Raw genomic sequence first — 20680 nt, forward strand, 5'->3', positions numbered from 1 at the left:
CATGGTGTTCAAGGGCCGTTCGGCCCTTGTCGACCGCTGCACGTACTGACTTCACTGATCCCGCGGTCCCGCCTGTGGTGCCGCGTATCGCGAGGACGGAAGAGAGAACGCCGTACGGCGGGGGAGGCGGGCGCGGAGATGATCGCGGCGGTGGGGCACGGCGACCTGACGTCGGGCACGCTGGAGCTGACGGAGGCCGAACTGCGGGCGGCACTGGAGCGGTTCCCCGTACAGAGGGCAGGGCTGGTGCGGGCGGGGTCCGGTGTGCCGGTGGCGTTCGCGCGGGCGGTGCGGGCGGCGGGGCGGGAGCTGGTCGTGGTGATCCCCGCGCAGGGGATGGTGCCCGTGTTGCTGCCGGAGCGGGACCGGGTGGCGGTGGGGGAGCTGGTGTCGCTCGCCGGGCAGGTGCGTCTGGTGGCGTACGACCTGGCCGACCGGGACGCGTGCATGGGAGCGGACGAGCGGATGATCGCCGAATGCCGGCAGTTGCTGGCCGTGCGGGACGGCTCGCCCTCCAACGGCCGTGACGCCACCGCGCACCTGGTGGCCTACGCCCGGGCCCGCGGCATTCCGGTGGAGGTCGTGTGGCCGGAGGGGGCCGCTCGCGAGGCGATACCGGGCGGACCGGCGCGGGACGCCGGACGCCGTTCACGCGGCAGCAGCCACCTCTCGACCACCATGGGCCTGGCGCCCACTGCGACCACCGGCAAGGCGGATCAACCTCGATGACCGGCACCACCCCTACCGCACACCGTCTGACCAGGAAATACGGACGACGAGGAGAGCTCACACCGGACGGCGCCACCAACGCCTCGCGCGTCCTCGCCTGGCTGCTGATCGTATCCGGGGCGCTCGGCATCCTCGCCTCCTTCGTGATCACCCTCGACAAGTTCCAGCTCCTGAAGGACCCGCACTTCTCGCCCTCGTGCAACCTCAGCCCGGTGCTCTCCTGCACGAACGTCATGAAGAGCGCCCAGGCGTCCGTGTTCGGATTCCCCAACCCGATGCTCGGACTGCTCACTTACCCGGTGGTGGTCGCCGTCGGATTCGCGCTGCTCGCCGGCGCCCGTTTCCGGCGCTGGTTCTGGCTCGGGCTGAACGCGGGCACGTTGCTCGGTGCGGCTTTCTGCATGTGGCTGATGACGCAGGCGCTGTACGAGATCGGGGCGCTGTGTCTGTGGTGCTGCTTGGCGTGGGCGACCACGATCGCGATGTTCTGGTACACCACCGCGCACAACCTCCGGCACGGGATCATCCGCGCACCGCGCGCCGTGGTGGCCGGGGTGCTGGAGTTCCACTGGGTGGTGCCGGTCACCTGGTACCTGGCCATCGCGATGCTGATCGTCACCCGCTGGTGGAACTACTGGCAGACGCTGCTCTGAGCATGTCCGTCGCCGTTCGGCCGGTTTCAACGGGCAGTGCGAGCAGAGAAGTTCATGCGCTCGGCGCGCAGGCACACCACCCGGTCCTTCTCCTGCCGGGTGGCGATGCCGACCGGCAGCGGACTCGGGGGGGCGTCGGTCTCCTCGGTGTCCGGGGCGGCGGGCACGAGGCCGTACGTGAACGGATCTTGCACACGATCAGATATGCACCGCCGGGCGGCGCGACTCGCGGGCCAAGGCCCCAGTGCACCCGAAGAACCGTTCCCGCAGAGGCGTGCTTGATGATTCGAACGTGCCCCCATGCCGCTGGATGAATTCGGTTGCGGAGGACCGGTGAGCCCGGTGAGCTAAGCCCATGGACGGGGCCGCGGAGCAGGCGCAACAGTCGAGGGCCGAACGAGTCCATGTGGTCACGCCGCAGCCGGCTCCATGGCAGAGGGCGGCGGTGCTCGTAGCCCTCATGCTGGCCGCCTTGACCTTCAACACGGCGGAGAACCTGCCGATCGGCCTCCTGGAGCTCATCTCCGAAGGCCTGCGGGTGTCAGTGTCAGCAGTCGGTCTCCTGGTCACCGGTTACGGCGTGACGGTGGCCGTGGCGTCCGTGCCGCTCGCCCACGTCACGCGGGCCGTGCCCCGGCGTCATGTGCTCACCGGTCTGCTGGCCGCGCTCGTCGTGTCCAGTCTGGTCGCGGCTCTGGCCGCCTCCTACTGGCTTCTCCTCGTGGCACGGCTGCTGACCGCGCTCGCTCAGGCGCTGTTCTGGGCCGTGATGGGTCCCGTCGCGATGGGCCTGTTCGCGCCCGACATCCGCGGGCGTGTGGTCGGGGCGCTGTCCGTCGCCGGTTCGCTCGCCCTCGTTGTCGGTGTTCCCGCCGGGACCTGGCTGGGCCGGCAGAGCGACTGGCGGGTGCCCCTCGCCATGCCGGCGGCTCTGGGGCTCGTCTCACTCGTGACGATCGCCGTCCTGCTGCCGACCTCGCGTCCGGAGGAAGAGCCCGCCGCCTACGGAACCGGTCCCGACGTCCGTCGGTTCGGAACCGTACTGGCGGCCGGGGCCCTGTCCGCCACCGGGGCGTTCGCGGGATACACCTACGTCGTGAAGTTCCTGCACGACGTGAGCGGGTTCCCACCGAACACGGTCAGCGTCCTGTTCGTGACTTTCGGCCTTGCGCGTCTGGCCGGGGTGAGCATCACCGGGACACTGCTGGACCGCTTTCCGCGCGCCGCGCTGACCACCGCCGTAGCCACGCAAGCGGTGGGCATGCTCGGCCTGTACGCGGCCGGCACCGAACCCGTGGCGGCGGTGGTGTTCCTGGTACTGACGGGCGGCGCACTCGGGCCGGTGTTCATGACCACCCAGAACGAGATGCTGCACTGCGCACCGGGCCGCACGGACATCGCACTCGCAGCGAACTCCGGTGCATACAACGCGGGCATCGCGGCAGGCGCCGCGCTCGGGGGACTGGTCCTTCCGCTCGCTGACGTGCGGGGCACCCTCCTCGCGGGCGGCCTGGTGACCGTCGGCGCCTGCACGGTGCTACTCGGTGGGCGGCTGCTGCCCGGGAGCGTCGAGGAATGATGCGGGGCCCCAACGGCAGTGCACGCATGACCATGCCCTCGCCGCCGTCCACGCCGTCGAGACCGCCTGGCGCGTTGATCACCTGCATGGTCTGGTCCGGGGCCGGTTCGAGGATGGTGGCGAGTAGGGTGCGGCAGAAGATCATGTGCAGGTTCTCGTCGTTGGCGGCCTGCGCCAGCATCCAGTCGCAGACCAGGTCGCCGGAGGAGCGGGCGGGGTTGCGGTGGTAGATCCGGGTGGCCGGTTCCTGGAAGGCGTCGTAGGCCACCATGTGCGGCGGCGAGTGCCGGTTGTCGGAGACGAGGCCGCCGCCCATGTGGGCCATGCGCGCGCGTTCCGGCGCCACCGGGTCCACACCGTCCCGTGTCACCGAAGTGTGAGCATGCGCCCAAAGAAGCTGAGCGGGGCGAGTGATCGCTTCAACTTCGAGTAACCGTGATCTCATGGGCGTTGAGCACTTCGACGAGGCGCTCGGGCTCATCAGGTGTGATGACGGGCTTCACACGTCGGCCGAGGTCGACGATCAGCGCCACGCGCTTTCGTGGGCGGGAAGTGTCGAGGTTGAAGTAGTGGACGAAGTCCCCCGAACCCCAGAGGCGCCAGCTTCCCGTGCGGAGATCGAGCGGGATCCACCGCACCCCGCGGATTTGCGAGTAAGGGATCCGCTTGGCTGAGCCCCACGGGAAGTAGTAGCGGCGGATGATGAGCTCGCTGTCGGTGCAGGCCAGCAAACCGTCGTCGTACATGATGTGCAGCTTAGGCGGTCTCCACGACCTCCCCGATGACGAGGCGTCAGCCGGGCTGGAAGCCGCACTCGCGGCAGCGCGGGGTTGACGGTCTCGACGCCGTCGTAGAACTCACCGACGGCGTGGTCCCCTGTCGTACGCGATCGGGTCCGCGCCCGCCCCACCCTGCACGGCACGCTCGCCACCGCCGAAGGGCCCGGTCTGAGCCTTCGCCCCCCGTCCGGGCCGTCCTCGCCGAGAGCAGCCTCGCCCACGACATCACCCCGATGAGATGTCCCTCGCCGCCCCCGATCCGCTGGCCGTGCACGAGGCGGAGATGCTCACCCACCTCGACACTGCCCACGCCGACGCGCCCGCCCGCCCGACCCGGCTCGTCGAGCCCCGCCTGCCGATCGGCGTGGTCTGCGTGCGGCCTGCACGGCACCGGTACGGACTCGTCCTGCGCTCGAACACGCGGCGTGTGATACCACCACGAAGCGGATATCGGAATTGCTAAATTTCGCAATTGATTAGATGCTGTCTTCGCTGTGCTCGCAGGTAGCCGCGGGCACAGCTTCTGTCTGTCTCGCCCCCCGGTGGGGCTGTGCGAGGGAAGCTGAGGGGTCGTGTCGGTTCCGCTGTACCAGGCGAAGGCCGAGTTCTTCCGGATGCTGGGGCATCCCGTACGGATCCGGGTGCTGGAGCTGCTGCAGGAGGGGCCGATGCCGGTGCGGGAGCTGCTGGCCGCCATCGAGGTGGAGCCCTCCAGCCTGTCCCAGCAGCTGGCGGTGCTGCGCCGCTCCGGGATCGTGGCGTCCACCCGCGAGGGCTCGACCGTCGTCTACGAGCTGGCCGGCGGTGACGTCGCCGATCTGATGAAGGCCGCGCGGCGCATCCTGACCGAGATGCTCGCCGGGCGGAACGAGCTGCTGGCCGAGCTGCGGGAAGCCGAGGTCGCGGCCCGATGAGCACGACGTTCACGCGGGCTGTGCGCACCCGGATCACCTCGCTGCTGCCGTCCCGCGCCGATCTGGCGCAGATACGCCGTGATCCGCGCCGGGACCTGCTCGCCGGGCTCACCGTGGCCATCGTCGCGCTGCCCCTCGCCCTCGGCTTCGGGGTGTCGTCCGGGCTCGGCGCCGAGGCGGGCCTGGCGACCGCGGTGGTCGCGGGCGCACTGGCCGCAGTGTTCGGCGGGTCGAATCTCCAGGTCTCCGGGCCGACCGGCGCCATGACCGTCGTCCTCGTACCGATCGTCGCGCAGTACGGGCCCACCGCCGTGCTCACGGTGGGACTGATGGCCGGTGCCATGCTCGTGGTCCTCGCCGTGCTCAGAGCCGGGCGTTATATGCAGTACGTACCCGCGCCCGTGATCGAGGGCTTCACGCTGGGCATCGCCGGGGTGATCGGGCTCCAGCAGGTGCCGAACGCGCTCGGTGTGCCCAAGCCCAAGGGTGACAAGGTGCTCGTGGTCACCTGGCACGCGGTCGAGGAGTTCGTGAAGGCGCCGAACTGGACGGCTGTCGGGCTCGCGGTCGCGGTGGTCGTGTTCATGCTGGCCGGAGCGCGGTGGCGGCCGACCGTGCCGTTCTCCATCATCGCCGTGATCGCCGCCACCGTCGTGGTGCAGGCCGCCGGGCTGGACGCGAAGCCGATCGGCGACCTGCCCTCGGGGCTGCCCGCGCCCTCCCTGTCGTTCCTCGACCTCGGTTCGTTCGGCTCGTTGCTGGCTCCGGCCGTGGCGGTGGCCGCCCTGGCGGCGTTGGAGTCGCTGATGTCCGCGGCCGCCGCCGACGCGATGACCGTGGGACAGCGGCACGACCCGGACCGCGAGCTGCTCGGCCAAGGGCTGGCCAACATCGCCGCCCCGCTGTTCGGCGGCGTCCCGGCCACCGGCGCGATAGCACGCACGGCAGTCAACGTCCGCACCGGCGCCGGCTCCCGGCTGGCCGCCCTCGTCCACGCCGCCGTCCTCGCGGTGATCGTCTTCGCCGCGGCGCCCCTGGTATCGAAGATCCCGCTGGCCGCGCTGGCGGGCGTGCTGCTGGCAACCGCGATCCGCATGGTCGAGGTCGGCTCGCTGAAGGCCATGGCGAGGGCGACGCGGTCCGACGCCGTGATACTCGTCCTCACCGCGGCCGCCACCCTCGCCCTCGACCTCGTCTACGCCGTCATCATCGGTCTGGTCGTCGCCGGCGCCCTGGCGCTGCGGGCGGTGGCCAAGCAGGCCCGCTTCGACCAAGTGCCGCTCGACCACGGCGACCACAGTGCCGAGGAACACGCGCTGCTGGCCGAGCACATCGTGGCGTACCGGATCGACGGGCCGCTGTTCTTCGCCGCCGCGCACCGCTTCCTGCTGGAGCTGACCGAGGTCGCCGACGTACGGGTGGTCGTCCTGCGCCTGTCACGGGTCTCCACGATGGACGCCACCGGCGCTCTCGTTCTCAAGGACGCGGTGGAGAAGCTGGGCCGACGCGGCATCCTCGTCCTGGCCTCCGGGATACGGCCCGGTCAGCGGCGGGTTCTCGACTCTGTCGGCGCGCTCGGCCTGTTGCGGCACGAGGGCCGCGACTACGCCACCACGCCCGAGGCGATCGCCGCCGCCCGCGACCACCTGGAGATAGCCGGAGTCCTGCCCGCCGTCCCGGCCCGGAAGACGAGCCCGAAGAGCACACCCGCCAGCGAGGAACCCATCCGATGAGCCCACCCTCTCCTGTCCCACGCATGGTCGAGGTCTCCGGCGCGGAGGCGCTGTGGCTGCTGGAAGCCACGCAGCTGGGGCGCCTGGTGTTCGTCCAGCGTGAGACGGCCGTCGTACGGCCCGCCCGGCACGTGTGGGAGTACGGCCGGCTGATCGCCCGCACCCCCGTCCAGGCGGCCGCCGTGCCGCTGACCGCGACCTACCAGGCCGACGACATCCAGGCCGCGACCGGCACCGGCTGGACGGTGACCGCGACCGGGCCGGCCGAAGCGATCACCGACCCTGACGAGGCCGCCCATTACCGGCGCACGCTCGCGGGCTGGACGCACGGCCCCCACGACACGCTCGTGCGCATCCACCCGCAGACGGTCACCGGTTTCCGCCTCCTGAGGGGGGCGGGAACACGATGACCACGCAGCTGGAGGCGTTGCCGCACCGCCACGTGCTCACTCTGCCGACCGAGCCGGCTGCCGTCCGCGTCGCCCGGCAGACCGCCGAAGACGTGATGGTGGAGTGGGGCATCGGCCTGCGGCACCCCGCCGTGGACCCGGCGCTGCTGATCCTGAGCGAGCTGGTCACCAACAGCGTGCGGCACGCCGCCGTTCTGTCCCCGCAGCTCGCCGTGTTCTACGCCGCGGGCCGGGACTGCTTCGCCTTCGCCGTCCACGACCGTCACCCCTACCAGCCGCCGTTGTACGCGTCGGTCACCGGCACCGGTGCCGGGGGACTTGGCACCGTGATGGAACTCGTCCTCGGCCTGGGCGGCACCGCCATCGTGCGCCCGGACGCCGACGGCCAGGGCAAGAGCGTCTGGATCACCCTGCCCCTGTGACCCGGCCCCACCTTCGCTCAGCCGCACCCCAGCCCCGCAAACCCCCGGCAGCACAAGGAAGTTCCCCCGCATGACCATCGACTGGCGCTACACCATCGAGCAGGATCTCGGCATCCTCTCCGTCGCCGGATACCTCGGCCCCGAGGCGGTACGCCGCTTCTCCGGCGCGATCGGCTGGGTCGAGGCCCGCGGCAGCGGTCCGGTCGTCCTCGACCTGGCCGAGCTGCGCGGCTGGTCCGCCGAGGGCCAGCTGGCCATCACCGAGGCCGCCCGCCGCCTCGCCGGCTCCGGCCGGATCCTGGAGCTGGCCGCCATCCCGGCCGACGGCTCCCTGGTCCCGGGCGCCGACTGCCCGGACATCCCGGTCCACTGCGACCTGACCGCGGCCCTCGCCGCCCACGGCCGGGTCCCGTCGGGACCCGACGAGGCGCAGCAGGAGTGGCGCACCGACGGCTGGTCCGCGTCCGCCTGACCCTGCCTGTCCCCGCCTCATCTTTGCATCGACTCATCGAGAGAAAGACACTGGTCCCATGAGCGACACTCTTCCCCCTTGCCCCGAATGCTCCGGTACGTACACCTACGAGATGGGCGCACTCCTCGTCTGTCCCGAGTGCGGTCACGAGTGGTCGGCGTCCGACGACGCGTCCGGTGAAACCGGCGGGGACAAGGTGATCAAGGACTCGGTCGGCAACGTGCTGGCCGACGGCGACACCGTCACCGTGGTCAAGACTCTCAAGGTCAAGGGAAGTCCGACGGGTATCAAGGCGGGCACCAAGGTGCGCGGCATCCGGCTCATCGAGGACGGCGTGGACGGCCACGACATCGACTGCAAGATCGACGGGTTCGGTGCCATGCAGCTGAAGTCCAGCGTCGTCAAAAAGGTCTGAACCCGCGCGCCGGCAGGGCTGGGGGCACCGCCGGTCAGCCGCGGGTGATGTCCCGCACCTGGGGCACGCTGTGCGGAGCCGACTGTCCGTGACGGCCGCCGAAGGACAGCCTGAGCATGCGGCCCTCGCCGCAGCGCGGGCAGGTTCCGTCCGAGCCGACAGCGGTCGGTCGGCACTTCAGACGGCAGGCCGGGCACTTGAGCCATACAACGCCACTGCCGCGCAACGGTGTGATCTTCACACAAGCCTCCCTCGTCCGAGCTATGTAATTGCTAATGTTAGCAATTGCCTAGTCCGTCACCACTGAATATGGGCGACCCGGTTCCTCGGTGCGGGTTCGGTTGTGCCGGTGCCGCACGCGAGGATGGGTCGCATGTTCTTGACGAGTGGGTGGATGCGATGCCGAGTGCACCGGCTGGTGGGGCCGTGCCGTGCTGGACGGGGGGCGGCACGGTGAGTGCGCCGCTGTACCAGCTGAAGGCCGAGTTCTTCAAAACGCTCGGCCACCCGGTCCGCATCCGCGTCCTGGAGTTGCTGAGCGAGCGCGAGCACGCGGTCGCGGAGATGCTGCCCGAGGTGAAGGTCGAGCCCTCGCACCTGTCCCAGCAGCTGGCCGTGCTGCGCCGGGCGAACCTGGTGCGCACCCGCAAGGAGGGATCGAACGTGTACTACTCCCTCGCCAGCCCGGAGGTGGCGGAACTGATGCGGGTGGCACGCTCGATCCTGTCCGGCGTGCTTGCGGGACAGGCGGAACTGCTCGCCGACCTGCAAGCGGCCCAGCCGGAAGGGAAACCGCCGTCGTAGTGACGGCCCATCGGACGGTGATCGTCTCCCGGGAGTTGGACAGCCTCGCGGAACCGGGAGACGGTCGCCTCGCGGCCCCCAAGGTGACGCTCGCGGCCCAGCCGCCACTGGCTTGACCCGGGGCCAGGGTGTTGTCGGGGCGAGTTCGACACGGGTGGCGATGGTGCCGCGCAGCCCTCGACCAGGCCCCATGCCGGTGCCGGGGCCCGCCCTCTCCTCGGCATGTCCGTTCCATGCCAAGCTGGAGTGCCAGGGGTGGCAGGGGGAGCTGACCTGAAGGCAGGACGCCGCAGAGCAGTCGTCGCGAGCCGGACCCGATCGCAGGCGGGCCTGCGCACGTCGCGCCGCGTGTCAGGGACCGGCAACTCCCACCAGCCGGTAGCCACTGACGATTTCCGGCTGAATCCGCACCACGTGCCCCATCTCCGCGTCGACCCAGGGCATGAGCAGACTCTGGTACCGGGCCAGTGCCCCGGGATCCAGGATGCGGGTGGCCGTGCCGGTGATCACGACACTCCACCCGGTCCGTGTGGCCGCGTCGATCTCGTCGGCCTCGTACGCCACGACCTCGGACTGCAGCGCGCGCCCCAGCAGCGCGGAGCCGCCGTGCGTGCGGACGATGATGCCGCCCGCGTCCACGAGGTGGTTGACAGGCCGGATCGCGGGCAGCGCCTGATCGGTGAAGGCCGCCCGGCCCAACTGCACGGTGCCCAGAAGCTTCAGGGCCTCGTCGCGGCCCAACTCGACCATGCGGGCAGGTGAACCGGGTCCGGAGGGTTTCGGGGTCGTCACGTCCGGTCCCCGCCCGGTGTCATGCGGTCGGCTCCTTCGGGCCACAGGACCTCGACATCCATGCCGCTGCTGCGGGCGAAGGCCACAAGATGGGCCGTCGCGTCCCGGCCGTCGGACGGGGAGCCGTCCCAGACCGCCAACAGCCGGGCGCACGAGCGCAGCAGGCTCTCGTCCGCTCTCACACAGGCACTGCGGTCGGACGGGTCGTAGTCCAGCAGCCGCACCTGCTCAGAGAGCAACAGCAGTTCTCCGGCCGCTCTGCGATCCAACGACTCCAGCACATCGGGCACGCCGTTCCTGGAGGGCAGGACGGTCACCAGCGCAAGTCCCGCGGCGCGGGCAGCCCTTCCGAACGCCGCCGGCAGTCCTTGCCCGGCACGCACCAGCCCTCCCCTACCTGCCCGCGCGAACTCCGCCAGACGCCGGCGCAGCTCCTCCTCCAGCAACGCCAGCGTGGGCGCGGTGAGGTCGGGGTGTCCCACAACAGCGATCACCTCAGGCAGTCCTTTCTCCGCGCCTTCCACAGGCGGTGGGTTGCTGCCCCGAGGAGCGGTCATTCGAGAGAGACGGGGACATGGTGCGGCCGTCCGCCCCGACAGCCGATCTTCCTTGGCCGGATGGAGCCGGGCCATGGGCCGGCCGGGCCGATTTCAGGGCCGGTCGGCCCTTTTCGCGGGTGCGTGCGCCCTCGCATCGGGTCACTTGTGTGCGTGTCCGGCCAGGTTGAAGAGCAGCATCACCCATCCAGCGATGATGTGCGTGCCGAGAATGTAGAAGCCCGATGCCACTGACGTCCACGTGCCTACGACGGCATGCTGAACCGCACGAGGACGGCTTTGCCGTCATGGTCGACGGCGGGCTCCGCGCTGACGTCGCCGTCGTGGTCGGCGGCCAGCTCGGCCACCATCCGCAGCCCCGCGCCCATGCCCTCGTCGCTGAGATCCGGCAGCCTCGGCTCGGCGTCCGCGACGCTGACGACCAGCTGCCCGGCCGCGACCGTTATCCCCACGTCCATCACCGGCGAGCGAGGGGCGTGCCGCAGCACGTTGGCGACCAGCTCACTGGTGACCAACAGCACCGCGTCCGCGAATGCCGAGCCCGGTGCGACGCCGGCCGCAGGAAGATGCTCAGTCACCGCTTCCCTCGCTCGCCTCACCGCCTCGGGCCCCAACGTGAAGGAGGCGATGTGCCGTTGCACCACACGCGGCACATGCTCGATGGCCGCAGCCGGCCGCCTGCCGCGCCGCCACGGCACCCGGAACCCGCCGTTGCTGGTCAACGCGTCGCCTCCGCCACGCGCAGTTCGTCCAGCAGGTCCTGCCGACCGGTCAGCAGGGTGGCCAGGATCCGCCGCGCGGCGGCGAGCAGCTCGGCCACATCACCCCCGGCCAGCTCGTACACCACCGTCGAACCGGTACGCGTCGCGGTCACGATGCCCGAACGGCGCAGAACGGCCAGCTGCTGTGACAGGCTCGACGGCTCGACCTCGATCGCGGCGAGGAGCTCGCGCACCGGCCTCGGGCCGTCCTGCAGCAGTTCGAGCACGCGGATGCGCACCGGGTGGCCGAGCATTCGGAAGAGCTCGGCCTTCGCCTCATACAGCGGAACCGGCATCCTGATCATCCCTCCTCGGCCCCCGTCTCCTCGACGTCCACCCCGTGCTGTCGCGCCAGCCGCACCGCGTCGTCCAGCTCGTCTTTGGCCACCGCGACGTCGTACGCGTCCCCCGCACTCACGGCAGCCGCCAGAGCGGACCGCGCCGCGCGTACCCGCGCCAGCAGCGCCTCGGCGACTTCGTTCACTACGACCTCCGGACGGTGGATCATCTAGGAACCACGGCAACTAACCAATTGAAGAACTCTTCAATTCGATTGTAGAGGGAGGGAACACCGCGACGGACACTGCGGGGACCGGCCGTCGGCCACGGAAGGTCATCCAACGGCCAGGAGCTGCGCGCAGAGGCAGAACTCACCCGACTGAGAGGCGACCTTGAACAGCGAGTCGCGCTTGAGTAAAAGGACGCCATGCGGCCCTCCTCGACCAGTCGCCTGTTTCGGCCCCGGCGGCGGCATCGCGGACACCGCGGGGACACCCAGCGGCGGCGGCCAGTGGGGCGATCGGCTCACCGCACGAGAGTGTGACGACCAGTACGACCGCGACCGCGGCCGCGCCGACGAGGTTCACCGCCGCGTGGCCGAAGGCGCAAGGAGGAGGCTGGCCTCGCTGCCGTCGGCGCGGCGGTGGCGGGCGAGGGTCTTGAGGAAGCCGGGTCCGGCGGCGAACGAGGACGAGGCGGCGGAGAGCAGCAGCGCGAAGATCGCCCGGCCGAGGTGGCCACACCAGGTCAGGGCGGCGGCCGGTGCGTGAGTGCGAGCGCGAGGGGGATACGCGGCGGGGGTAGCGGGCGACCAGGTGGTGGCAGTTGACGATGACCAGCGCGATCAGCGCGACGACCAGAGCCACGGCGGGCGGCAGCCATGGGCTGGGCGCTGGGAAGCACAGGCATGAGGCTGTTTTCGTCGGCCGGGAACACGCGGGGGCCCACCGCCACCGCCGCCGCGCACACAGCTACATGGCTGTCCAACAGGCGTCGCAGCCCGGTCGCTCGGTCGCTCGGTCGCCCGGTGGCCCGGTGGCCCGGTGGCTCAGTAGCGCTGGGCCTTGGCGAGGCTGGGCGTCAGCCGGGACTCAGCGGATTGCCGGCTGAAGACGATCGGCTGGTCCTTCTTGCCGGGCTGGAGGTTCTCCGATCCCGTGAAGCGGGTCTCGACCACCTGTCCGGCCTGGTTCTTGAAGTCGATCTGGACGGCGTAGGACGCCTTGTGGCCGGTCTTGTTCGTGATGGTGACGAGGGCGGCGGCAACGCCTCCGGTCTGCGCCTTGGGCATCCCCGTCACGCCGACTTCGGACACCGCGTTGCCGCGCCCCTTCACGCCTTTGAGTTCCTTCTCGGCCGCCGCGGTCCGGCGAGCGGTCTCCGCCGACACCGACGCCTCGAACTCCGAGGCACGCGCGGACGCCGACGAAGCCGCGGCGGACGCAGAGGCCCGGGCGGAGGAGATGGCGGCAGACGCGGACGACGCCAGCGCGGACGGCATCGTCCCGGAGAACGACGCCGTGTTCGGCGAGGTCGGCGTTCCGGGAGTGGAGGAGCCGCCGGAGGAACCGCTGTTGCCGCACGACGTCAGCGCACCGGCTACTGCGGCACAGGCCAGCGCGATGGCGGCCCGGTGCAGGAGGCACCGTCCACGGGGTGGTACAACGCGATCATGGGAAGGCATGAGGTCTTCCTTCGGCCCGGGGTTGCTTGATCTCATCGTCGGCACCCGGCACGTGGCGCGCGACTCGGCCTGGACCTGATAGGTGACGCACTGGCGGTCGTACGAGCTCGAACAGTACGAAGCGGACGGTGCCGGCCTGGCATCTGGCCGCGCCTCCCCGCCGCCGTAAGACGCGGGGCATGGCTGTTCGCCCTGGGGCGCGGGCCGCGGTCGTGAGAGCCCGTACTACAGCCGTCGGGCCAGCAGGGCTGCGGCCAGGTCGGCGAGAGTGTCGGGACCCGGCGTCGCGTCGAGCTCGGCTCCTCGCTCGTCCGGTGCGAGGGGTTCGAGTGTGGCGAGCTGCGAATCGAGGAGCGAGCCCGGCATGAAGTGGCCGGTGCGCCGCCCGAGCCGGTTCACCAGCAGCCAGCGGTCGGCTGTCAGGTGCAGGAACAATGCTCCCGGGCAGGCTGCTCGCAGGATGTCCCGGTAGCGTCGCCTGAGTGCGGAACATGCGACCACCGCACCGGTGCCGGCCAGGTCACGCTCGTGCAGCCAGCGGCCGACGGACTCCAGCCAGGGGCGGCGGTCGGCGTCGTCGAGCGGTGTGCCGGCCGACATCTTGGCGATGTCGGCCGGGGAATGGAAGTCGTCGCCGTCCGCGAAGGGCATGCCCAGCCGCCGCGCCAGCAGACGGGCCACCGTGGTCTTGCCGATCCCTGCGGCGCCCGTCACCACGACGCACGGAGAACGGCGTTCAGTGGGGTTCATCATCCGGTAGCGCTTCTGGGTGCAGCAGGTCGCTGCGCCGTCGTTGTGCGCCCTCGTGCGGCCGGGGAGGCGGGCCGTCGGAGCCGGCCGGATACTCCTCCGGCGGGACGCGGGTGCTCTCCCATGCGTTCAGGACGGGCGCCGGGACCCGCCATGCCTCCTCGGCCTCGTGGCCACGGATGGACAGGCCGGATCGCCCTTCATGACGTCCAGCAGAAGCCGGCCGTAGGCGGGGAGGTGAGGCGGTTCCATCCGTGCGGTCAGCGAGAGCTGGGTGAGGGCCTGGGCGTGCGCGCCGATGCCCGTCACATCGAGGGTCATCCCTTCCGGCTCCAGTCCGAAGCGCAACACGTTGGGCAGGGCCTCTCCCTCGTGGCCGAAGGGCAGGTGGGGTCGAACAGGGCGTCGCCCCGGCCTGCTTCGGACCAGTCGATGAATGCCCGTGATCTCGTCGCCGTCGGTGAATGCGTGAGCGATCTGCAGGTCGCCGTGGGTGAACACCGAAGGCCGTGGCCGGAGCGCGGCCTCGGCGATCTGGCGGTTGCGGGTGACCAGGCGGGCGGGCAGGACGTTGTTGGTCACGAGCCACTCGCACTCGCTGTCGAGGTCGGCCGTGATCGCGTCGAGGCTCCGGCCGGCTCGGCCGGGCCAGGGCGGCAATGGTGCGTCGTGCAATTTCCGGATGGCGGCACGCGCCGCGGCCCATGCCGTCGGGGTGCGGTGGACGGTTCGCCGAGGCGGTCGAGCGCCGTCCCCGGGACTGCGGCGATGGCGAGCACGGGTGGTTTGAGTCACAGGACTTCGGGCGTCGGGACCGGTGCCAGGGCCGTGGCCTCGATCTCGATGTCGATGCGTGCCTGGTCAGGGTCCACTTTCAGGAACGTGTCGCCGACGCGCAGCGTCGCGCGCTCGGAATGGGCGACGACGACCTTGACCTCTTCCATGGCGACCAGTATCCCGGCGTGACCGTCGGCGTCGCCGGGTTTATCCCGTGCTATTGAGCGGTTGACCGCGTCCCACTACCCGCCGGCCCCGTGCCCGACACCGACCGCCGACCGGGCCAAGTCCACCATCCTTGTTAGGACCCTTCAGAGCGCTGAGATCGGAGAACAGCCGATACCGACACCGACCAGCATGGGCGTCATGCCCGTGCAGCCATCGGCGCTGGCAGGAACGGCAAGGATTCCGAGGAACGCGACGGCTCCGAGGACGGTAGCGGCAATACGGCGCATGAATTCTGTTCTTTCCAGTCAGGTGGACATGTCCTGATCTTGCTTCCCGTAGCCCCGCGCCGACATGCCATGTGCCACTCGTGTGGGCCTGCGATATCGACCCTTGCCCTCCTATTCGGAGGCCTCCCAGGTCGCGTCTGCTGGAGCGGTGTATCGGTGGTCAGGGAAAATACCGACCACGTGGGTGCGGCGGCGCATCTCCTTGTTCCATTTCTCCTGCGGGTTGTTCGATCAGACCTGACCTGCCGCCAGATCTCACGCGGGAATGCGGTGACGGTCAGCAGGGCGTGCTGAGCCGTGTCCAGGTGATCGGTCGGCGCAGCCCGCGGCGGTGGCGACATCGATGTCGAGCATCTGAGTCTGCGCGGACGCGTCGCCCTCGCTGTCTTGTCGAGCTTGTTCGGCTGACCGGATGCATAGGTCGATGAGAACACGTGGTCATGGCGTCGTGCCGCTGCTGGGCGACCCCGGCAGGGGCACGACATGGCCTGTCGGCGCCGCCGCACGCGTCGCGCACAGCTGCGGTTTGTGGGTACTGAGGGGCCGGTGCTCCATTGCGCAGGCGGACGTGCCGCTTCATCCCTTGCTCCAGTCGCTCAACGCGTGGGCGGTCTGCGCTGATCGTGGCTGTGGCCGAAAGCGCGTCGATAGGATGCGAGTACTGGAGCGTCTCCTGGTCCAGCAGGCCTGGACGAGACGACGGATTCCGTCCTGGGAATGGTTTTTCGAACAGCGCCGTGCATTGGCCGAGTGCCTGGCCCTCGCACCGGTCGGCCGTCTACTGGTGCTCGACGACGTGCAGTGGCGGACCCGTGGGCGATAAGGTTTCTCGAAATCCTGATCCGCTGGCCGGTGGGGGAGCGGCTTGCACTGGCCGGTCGCGCACAGGCCTCGGCAGAGCCCGGTGGCGCTGCGGGCGGCGTTGCCGGAGGGCATCGACGTAGGCTTCACCGAGCAGGTGCAGCTCGACCCGCGCACTGTTTCCCAGAGCCGAGTCTTGGTGGATGAGGACCTGGCTTACCCCGAGTTGACCCACCTGCACAGAGAGATTGACGGTCTTCCGCTCTAGACGATCAAGTCCGATGTGTTCGATCGCCTGCGACAGCCAACTGAAGGACAGGTGTACTGGGGCTCGAACTAAATCACGGGAACTTCCGGCACGAACACCGCGTTTCTCCGAATGCTTGCTATGTGGGGCGCCGCGCTTCCGGCGCTGGCCTGTCTCCTGTTCGTCTGCGGTGTGGCCGAGTTGATGATGCGGCGATTCGAGCGGCGCAGCGGCCTTCACCGCGGCCGCGGTCCTGAGCACCGCCCCTTGAACGGCACGGCCCGCACCATCCTCCCGCCCGACCGCGAGGCCGTTCACCGGCCGCGCGGGGGTGCGCAGCAACCCTGAGGAGCACCATGGCAAGGTCCTCTGCCCGGCAACTGTGCATGAAGATCGGCAGAGCAGGACAACGGCGGGGGTGTGGGGTGTATCGCGTGCGCCTGGGTGGTCGCTTTCGCCGCACTTCATTTCTACTGGGCGCTGGGCGGCAACTGGGGTCTGAGCGTCTCGGCGGGGCCCCTGGCCGAGGAACGGCGTGGTTCGTGGCGGTGGGCTTGTGGGGTGTAGGGGTGCTGTGCCTTGTCGGCGGGGTGCTGGGATGGCTTCTCGCCCGGCCGTGGCCCCACTGCCTGGCCGGACGGGTGGTCAAGGCTCTGGGCTGGTCTGTTTGCGCTGTATTGCTGGTGCCGCGGCATCGCGGTTGAGATGCTGTTGCTGACCGACATAGCAGGCCAGGAGGCAGACGTAAGCCCGGAGCAGCGGCTGGGGACGCTGGTGCTGTGGAATCCCTGGTTCCTGGTCGGCGGTCTCGTCTTCGGCCTGTCCGCTCGGGAGTTCGGAAGAGCGGACGGTTCGAGTAGCGGACGCAAATGGGGCGGCGTCGACGTGGGCGGCACCACCGCTCACCCCGCCTGGGTGGTCGTCCGGAGCCCCGCACCACGGTCGCCGTGAGGTTCCTCCGTGTCCCGGCGGATCTCACAGTACGAGTGGGGCCCGGACCAGAAGTGCGCCGGCTTCTGGCAGCTCGCGCTCCCCGGCACCCGCATCCCGGCATCCCCGCATCCACACGCTGCACTGGTCGCGCTGTCGCCGACCACGCCAGGCCGTGGACTGCCGCAGCCACTATCGTCGTCGTGGGTGCTCGTTCGAGGGGCGGGCGGAGGTAGTGCGCTCACCGCCTCGCCTCCAGGGCTCAGGCGCGGAAACCTTGGACCATCCGATCGTCGGCCGACTCACCCTCGACTCGTCCTTCCCCACCCTCCACCGAAGACCCCGACCAGCAGCTCATCACCCTGACCGCCGAGCCGGCACACCCAGCCACGACCATCTGCGGACCGCCAGTGCCGTCACCGCACAGGTTCGCCAGGTCGTTCGGAGCAATCATGCGGCGTGCGGTCGGTCCGGGTCTGGCAGCCGCTGGTGACGGGCATCGCGGATGGTGCTCGGCCAGACTGAGTCTTATGAACGCTGACGTGCAGACGTACATTGATGAGATCGCGTCCGAGCACCGCCCACTGTTCGACCGGGTGCATCGGCTGATTGTGGAGGCGTTCCCCGAGGCGAGCGTCGCGCTGTCGTACGGGTTGCCGACCTATCGGGTCGGCAACCGAAAACTGCATGTCGGGGCATGGCAGCACGGGGTCTCACTCTACGGGTGGGACAAGGATCGGGCAGCAGGCTTCACCTCCCGGCACCCGGGTCTCGTCAGTGGGAAGGGAACGATCCGGCTGCGCTCCGAAGAAGCGGCGGATGTCACTGACGATGAGCTGATCGGTCTCATCCGCGCTTCGCTGGAAGTCTGACATCCCGCAAGGCCGCGTGCGCCGGGCGCTTAGGCTGCGACTTTGAGGGGGCGTCCCCGCCCCAGCGGATGCCCTTCTCACTCCCCACGCGGGCGTGCTCGCGACGCTGGGCGGCCCGTTCGTCCAGGGCGAGTTAGGTGGTGTGAAGCGGAGCTCGACTTGTTCCTTGCCGCCCACCGACAGAGCTTGCTGCTCTCGCGGGCGGAGAGACTGTGGGCGGCGCGTTTTCCGGTTCTTGTGTCAGTGATCGTGGCAGGCAGAGCGGATGCTTGGCCGACTTGTTCTGGATGAGTAAATCGACGGCTTGCGATGTGTGCCGTCCACTTCGGGGAGGCGCATGTCCATGGGGACGACCAGCAGCTGCTACAGCTGCTCGGCCAGATCGAACAGCAGCGTGGGGCGTTCGTTGCCGTTCCTGGCCCGCTGATAAAGCCGGCGGGCGAGCGAACCACTGGTCCAACTCGAACTCGAACTAGACCTTGGTGTACCCGCACTCTCACGGATCTGCTGCTCCTGGTGGTCCCAGCGGATCACAGCTGTGTCGTACCCCGCGAACGCACGCGGCTCCGGCCCGAGTTGCTCGGCAACACCGGCGACGACCACGGCAGGGACCTCTCCAGGGTTGTTCAGCAAGGTACCCAGAGAGCGGAGATGGTGCCGAGCTCGACGGCTCAGAGCCGGTGGGCACCGACGGAGCGGTTCGGTGTCAGCCGACAGCCCGGAGACGTTCCAGTGGTTTGTTAACCCCTGCGGTGTGCGCGTACGGCGACAGCTCCGGATCAAGGCCGCGGGCCATCGTCGCGGACCTGGGCGCGTCGATCCGGCTGGCCACCCCGCGAAGGCAGGCCGGCCGCCGGAGCCGACCGCCCTGGTTGTCGTCCACCTGGTCTCCCGCTATTGAGGCGCGATCGTCTTGAGCCAGTCGTCGACGGTGACGACATCCGCCCACCGCGGGAACAGTCGCTCGATGAGGATCCGGTGCATCTCCGGGTCGGTGTCCAGGCAGGCGTCGGAGAGGACGGTGAGGCCGAAGTCCAGGTCGTTCGCCTGGCACAGGGTATGCAGCACCACAGCGCTGGTGGCGATGCCGGTGAGCACGAGATTGTCGATACCGCGTGCCCTCAGCACCACGTCGAGATCGCTGCCCGAGAACGCACTTGCCCGCCTCTTGGTGACCACCACGTCGCCCGGCAGGGGCGCCACCTCGGGGTGGATCTCGGTGCCTGGGGCGCCCTCGATGTAGAGGCGGGCCCGTGCGATGGCAGAGAGAGCCCTGTTGCGCGTGCCGACTTCCGGGAAGCCCGGACGTAACGCGATGACTACGTAGATCACGGGGATGTTCGACTCCCGGGCCCCGTCGATCGCCCTGCGCAGGCGTGGCAGGTATCCGGAGTCGTCGTCGGCGATGTCCACGATGGCTCGTTGGACGTCCATCACGAGAAGGGCGGTGCTCATGTTGTCTCCAGGAACGAAGTCAGTTCGACGTTGAAACGGGTTGGGTTCTTCTGTTCGGATCCTGCGCGGCCGGCAATTGGCGGTGGTACCCGTCGGGCGAGACGAGGCGGGCAGAGGCGCTCAGCCGACAGTTCGTGCGACGCGTAGTAAACGACGGCTCCCTGCATGGTATGAGGGGAGAGCCTCGCCGGTCCGGCAGACCGTCGATCGCCGCTCGTATGCATCGGACCTGATGGACGGTGCGGCCGTCAGTCGGCGAGTGCGGCGTTGACGAGTGCCTTGATGTACGGGAGGTCGTTGCCGGTCCCCGTCGGGTTGAGGGAGTACACCAGGCGGTGTCGGAGGTCGCGGGTGGCGAAGAATCCGTTGTCCCAGCCGGGGCGGGAACCGGTTTTGCCCCACGCGTACTCGCCGTTCGGGAGCTGGTAGCGCATGAGTCCGCCGATGCTGTAGCAGGCTGCCGGGCCGGAACAGTTCGTGTTGTCGGTGGCGTTGTTCGCGTGCGGCACCTCGAAGACCAGCTTCTGCTGGGCGGGCGGGAGCAGGCGGCCCCGGAACAGCGCGGTGGTGAAGCGGTCCAGGTCGGCGGCGGTGGAGATCATGCCTCCCTCGGCCCACGGGTAGGGGCTCTGCTCGGTCACGTCCTGCCCGTCGACGTACACCTCCGCGTGGGGCGAGGGGATCGTCGGGTCGTCGGCGGCGGGCAGGCTGGTGTGGCGCAGGTGCAGCGGCCGGATGATCCTGTGCTCCAGTTCGGCGGTGAAGGAGTGGCCGGTGACCTTCTCGACGATCAGGCCGAGGACGAAGGAATTGAGCCCGTTGTACTGCTGCTCGGAGCCAGGTGTGGGCGGCGTGCCGGTGGCTGCGGCGAACGAGTCGCGCAGGAAGTCCTCGGGTGTCACGGACTTCAGCTGCCATCCGGGTCCGTCGGCCGGTCCGGGAGTCGGTGCGGGTTTGGGCAGGCCGCTCGTGTGGTCGAGGAGATGGCGCACGGTGACGCGTTCGTACGCCTCGGGCAGCACCTCGGGGACATATCGCCGCGCCGGTGTGTCCAGGCCGATCCGGTGCTCGGCGACGAGTTGGAGAACCACCGTGTTGGTGAACGCTTTGGTGACACTGCCGATCCGGACGTACGCGTCAGCAGTCACCGGGCCGGCAGTGGCACCCGCGCCGTCCCGTCTGACCAGCGCGCCCGCAACGACACCGTCGGGCAGGTGGTCGAGGATGTCCTGGACGGTGGGGTTCGCGGACGCCGGGGCGCTGGAAGCGGGCGAGGCTGCCGCCGAGGGCAGGGCCGCACCGGCGGTGAGCGCGGTGGCCAGGGCGAGGGTGGTGACGGCGAGGCGGGTGCGCATCGAGGTTTCTCCGGAACGGCGCCTATGGGAGTTGCTGACAACGTCAACTCTGCTG

Annotated in this window: 28 protein-coding genes and 3 pseudogenes; 14 read left to right on the forward strand and 17 right to left on the reverse strand. The window is 69.7% G+C overall.

Annotated features, from left to right (window positions below; translation table 11 throughout):
• Nucleotides 1-138: 138 nt before the first annotated feature.
• Together ACFC8N_RS33945 and ACFC8N_RS33950 are read left to right on the forward strand one after the other, a co-directional pair.
• Nucleotides 139-729, forward strand: coding sequence for a hypothetical protein (locus ACFC8N_RS33945; protein WP_376292491.1), 591 nt, complete (start codon nt 139-141; stop codon nt 727-729).
• On the forward strand, nt 726-1382 hold the full coding sequence (locus ACFC8N_RS33950; protein WP_362817163.1) for a vitamin K epoxide reductase family protein: 657 nt from the start codon (nt 726-728) through the stop codon (nt 1380-1382). The genes ACFC8N_RS33945 and ACFC8N_RS33950 overlap by 4 nt, the downstream gene beginning before the upstream one ends.
• Before the next feature lie 26 nt (nt 1383-1408).
• Here ACFC8N_RS33950 and ACFC8N_RS33955 read toward each other — a convergent pair whose 3' ends face one another.
• Complete coding sequence (locus ACFC8N_RS33955) at nt 1409-1576, reverse strand: hypothetical protein (protein WP_376292494.1); 168 nt, start codon at nt 1574-1576, stop codon at nt 1409-1411.
• A 266-nt stretch (nt 1577-1842) separates the two neighbouring features.
• Here ACFC8N_RS33955 and ACFC8N_RS33960 point away from each other — a divergent pair, with 266 nt between their 5' ends.
• The gene (locus ACFC8N_RS33960) at nt 1843-2961 is read left to right on the forward strand and encodes an MFS transporter (protein WP_376292774.1); all 1119 of its coding nucleotides are present in this window, start codon (nt 1843-1845) and stop codon (nt 2959-2961) included.
• Between the two features lie 88 nt (nt 2962-3049).
• Here ACFC8N_RS33960 and ACFC8N_RS33965 read toward each other — a convergent pair.
• Together ACFC8N_RS33965 and ACFC8N_RS33970 are read right to left on the reverse strand one after the other, a co-directional pair.
• Nucleotides 3050-3442 (reverse strand): annotated as a pseudogene (locus ACFC8N_RS33965) (acyl-ACP desaturase); the annotation flags it as partial.
• Nucleotides 3381-3707 carry a hypothetical protein gene (locus ACFC8N_RS33970; protein WP_356039465.1) on the reverse strand — a complete coding sequence of 109 codons (327 nt, stop codon included), beginning with the start codon at nt 3705-3707 and terminating at the stop codon, nt 3381-3383. The gene ACFC8N_RS33970 and the pseudogene ACFC8N_RS33965, both read right to left, overlap by 62 nt.
• A 271-nt stretch (nt 3708-3978) precedes the next feature.
• Between ACFC8N_RS33970 and ACFC8N_RS33975 the strand changes: the two genes are divergently transcribed.
• The 8 genes from ACFC8N_RS33975 to ACFC8N_RS34010 all read left to right on the forward strand — a co-directional run bounded on the left by ACFC8N_RS33975 (nt 3979) and on the right by ACFC8N_RS34010 (nt 8910).
• The gene (locus ACFC8N_RS33975) at nt 3979-4203 is read left to right on the forward strand and encodes a hypothetical protein (RefSeq protein ID WP_376292496.1); all 225 of its coding nucleotides are present in this window, start codon (nt 3979-3981) and stop codon (nt 4201-4203) included.
• A gap of 109 nt (nt 4204-4312) precedes the next feature.
• Nucleotides 4313-4654, forward strand: coding sequence for an ArsR/SmtB family transcription factor (locus ACFC8N_RS33980; RefSeq protein WP_376292499.1), 342 nt, complete (start codon nt 4313-4315; stop codon nt 4652-4654).
• Nucleotides 4651-6387, forward strand: a complete 1737-nt coding sequence (locus ACFC8N_RS33985; RefSeq protein WP_376292501.1) for a SulP family inorganic anion transporter — start codon at nt 4651-4653, stop codon at nt 6385-6387. The genes ACFC8N_RS33980 and ACFC8N_RS33985 overlap by 4 nt, the downstream gene beginning before the upstream one ends.
• Nucleotides 6384-6797, forward strand: coding sequence for a pyridoxamine 5'-phosphate oxidase family protein (locus tag ACFC8N_RS33990; RefSeq protein WP_376292503.1), 414 nt, complete (start codon nt 6384-6386; stop codon nt 6795-6797). Before ACFC8N_RS33985 ends, ACFC8N_RS33990 begins: the two co-directional genes overlap by 4 nt.
• Nucleotides 6794-7219 (forward strand): ATP-binding protein, encoded by a 426-nt coding sequence (locus ACFC8N_RS33995; protein ID WP_356039455.1) that lies wholly within the window; start codon nt 6794-6796, stop codon nt 7217-7219. The genes ACFC8N_RS33990 and ACFC8N_RS33995 overlap by 4 nt, the downstream gene beginning before the upstream one ends.
• A gap of 70 nt (nt 7220-7289) precedes the next feature.
• The gene (locus ACFC8N_RS34000) at nt 7290-7691 is read left to right on the forward strand and encodes an anti-sigma factor antagonist (RefSeq protein ID WP_356039453.1); all 402 of its coding nucleotides are present in this window, start codon (nt 7290-7292) and stop codon (nt 7689-7691) included.
• A 58-nt stretch (nt 7692-7749) separates the two neighbouring features.
• Nucleotides 7750-8106, forward strand: coding sequence for a zinc ribbon domain-containing protein YjdM (locus ACFC8N_RS34005; RefSeq protein WP_356039451.1), 357 nt, complete (start codon nt 7750-7752; stop codon nt 8104-8106).
• Nucleotides 8107-8559: 453 nt separating this feature from the next.
• Nucleotides 8560-8910, forward strand: a complete 351-nt coding sequence (locus tag ACFC8N_RS34010) for an ArsR/SmtB family transcription factor (protein WP_376292506.1) — start codon at nt 8560-8562, stop codon at nt 8908-8910.
• A gap of 351 nt (nt 8911-9261) precedes the next feature.
• On the opposite strand, the gene ACFC8N_RS34015 is transcribed toward ACFC8N_RS34010, so the two are convergent.
• From ACFC8N_RS34015 to ACFC8N_RS34045, 7 genes are all read right to left on the reverse strand, one after another.
• Nucleotides 9262-9660: a pyridoxamine 5'-phosphate oxidase family protein gene (locus tag ACFC8N_RS34015; RefSeq protein ID WP_376292508.1), complete on the reverse strand. Its 399-nt coding sequence runs from the start codon at nt 9658-9660 to the stop codon at nt 9262-9264.
• Nucleotides 9661-9698: 38 nt separating this feature from the next.
• Nucleotides 9699-10196, reverse strand: a complete 498-nt coding sequence (locus ACFC8N_RS34020; protein WP_376292511.1) for a hypothetical protein — start codon at nt 10194-10196, stop codon at nt 9699-9701.
• A 204-nt stretch (nt 10197-10400) separates the two neighbouring features.
• Nucleotides 10401-10490 carry a DUF6126 family protein gene (locus ACFC8N_RS34025; protein ID WP_362817180.1) on the reverse strand — a complete coding sequence of 30 codons (90 nt, stop codon included), beginning with the start codon at nt 10488-10490 and terminating at the stop codon, nt 10401-10403.
• A 14-nt stretch (nt 10491-10504) separates the two neighbouring features.
• A complete protein-coding gene (locus ACFC8N_RS34030; RefSeq protein WP_376292776.1) occupies nt 10505-10957 on the reverse strand; it encodes an ATP-binding protein in 453 nt (150 codons plus the stop codon).
• A gap of 20 nt (nt 10958-10977) precedes the next feature.
• Nucleotides 10978-11316 carry an ArsR/SmtB family transcription factor gene (locus ACFC8N_RS34035; protein ID WP_376292513.1) on the reverse strand — a complete coding sequence of 113 codons (339 nt, stop codon included), beginning with the start codon at nt 11314-11316 and terminating at the stop codon, nt 10978-10980.
• 5 nt (nt 11317-11321) lie between these two features.
• Nucleotides 11322-11528 carry a hypothetical protein gene (locus tag ACFC8N_RS34040; protein ID WP_356037587.1) on the reverse strand — a complete coding sequence of 69 codons (207 nt, stop codon included), beginning with the start codon at nt 11526-11528 and terminating at the stop codon, nt 11322-11324.
• An 819-nt stretch (nt 11529-12347) separates the two neighbouring features.
• A complete protein-coding gene (locus tag ACFC8N_RS34045; RefSeq protein WP_376292515.1) occupies nt 12348-12590 on the reverse strand; it encodes a hypothetical protein in 243 nt (80 codons plus the stop codon).
• On the opposite strand from ACFC8N_RS34045, the gene ACFC8N_RS34050 reads away from it, so the two are divergent.
• The gene (locus ACFC8N_RS34050) at nt 12583-13062 is read left to right on the forward strand and encodes a hypothetical protein (RefSeq protein ID WP_376292518.1); all 480 of its coding nucleotides are present in this window, start codon (nt 12583-12585) and stop codon (nt 13060-13062) included. The two genes, ACFC8N_RS34045 and ACFC8N_RS34050, sit on opposite strands and share 8 nt — an antisense overlap.
• A gap of 146 nt (nt 13063-13208) precedes the next feature.
• Here ACFC8N_RS34050 and ACFC8N_RS34055 read toward each other — a convergent pair whose 3' ends face one another.
• The 4 genes and pseudogenes from ACFC8N_RS34055 to ACFC8N_RS34070 all read right to left on the reverse strand — a co-directional run.
• A complete protein-coding gene (locus tag ACFC8N_RS34055; RefSeq protein ID WP_376292520.1) occupies nt 13209-13736 on the reverse strand; it encodes a gluconokinase in 528 nt (175 codons plus the stop codon).
• A gap of 126 nt (nt 13737-13862) precedes the next feature.
• Nucleotides 13863-14054, reverse strand: coding sequence for a hypothetical protein (locus ACFC8N_RS34060; protein ID WP_356037592.1), 192 nt, complete (start codon nt 14052-14054; stop codon nt 13863-13865).
• Nucleotides 14055-14125: 71 nt separating this feature from the next.
• Nucleotides 14126-14677, reverse strand: a pseudogene (locus ACFC8N_RS34065) (phosphotransferase family protein); the annotation flags it as partial.
• Nucleotides 14678-15124: 447 nt separating this feature from the next.
• Nucleotides 15125-15276 (reverse strand): annotated as a pseudogene (locus tag ACFC8N_RS34070) (transposase); the annotation flags it as partial.
• Nucleotides 15277-16718: 1442 nt separating this feature from the next.
• Here ACFC8N_RS34070 and ACFC8N_RS34075 point away from each other — a divergent pair.
• Entirely contained in the window at nt 16719-16964 is a 246-nt protein-coding gene (locus tag ACFC8N_RS34075; RefSeq protein WP_356037598.1) for a hypothetical protein, read from the forward strand.
• Nucleotides 16965-17473: 509 nt separating this feature from the next.
• On the forward strand, nt 17474-17815 hold the full coding sequence (locus ACFC8N_RS34080) for a DUF1801 domain-containing protein (protein ID WP_356037600.1): 342 nt from the start codon (nt 17474-17476) through the stop codon (nt 17813-17815).
• A gap of 363 nt (nt 17816-18178) precedes the next feature.
• On the opposite strand, the gene ACFC8N_RS34085 is transcribed toward ACFC8N_RS34080, so the two are convergent.
• The 3 genes from ACFC8N_RS34085 to ACFC8N_RS34095 all read right to left on the reverse strand — a co-directional run bounded on the left by ACFC8N_RS34085 (nt 18179) and on the right by ACFC8N_RS34095 (nt 20625).
• Nucleotides 18179-18598, reverse strand: coding sequence for a DUF4158 domain-containing protein (locus tag ACFC8N_RS34085; protein WP_376292523.1), 420 nt, complete (start codon nt 18596-18598; stop codon nt 18179-18181).
• 111 nt (nt 18599-18709) lie between these two features.
• The gene (locus ACFC8N_RS34090; protein ID WP_376292525.1) at nt 18710-19270 is read right to left on the reverse strand and encodes a cysteine hydrolase family protein; all 561 of its coding nucleotides are present in this window, start codon (nt 19268-19270) and stop codon (nt 18710-18712) included.
• A gap of 248 nt (nt 19271-19518) precedes the next feature.
• A complete protein-coding gene (locus ACFC8N_RS34095; RefSeq protein ID WP_376292527.1) occupies nt 19519-20625 on the reverse strand; it encodes a serine hydrolase domain-containing protein in 1107 nt (368 codons plus the stop codon).
• Between the last annotated feature and the right edge of the window lie 55 nt (nt 20626-20680).

It is taken from the genome of Streptomyces sp. NPDC055966, from assembly GCF_042269865.1.
In the GTDB taxonomy this organism is placed as follows: Bacteria; Actinomycetota; Actinomycetes; order Streptomycetales; family Streptomycetaceae; genus Streptomyces.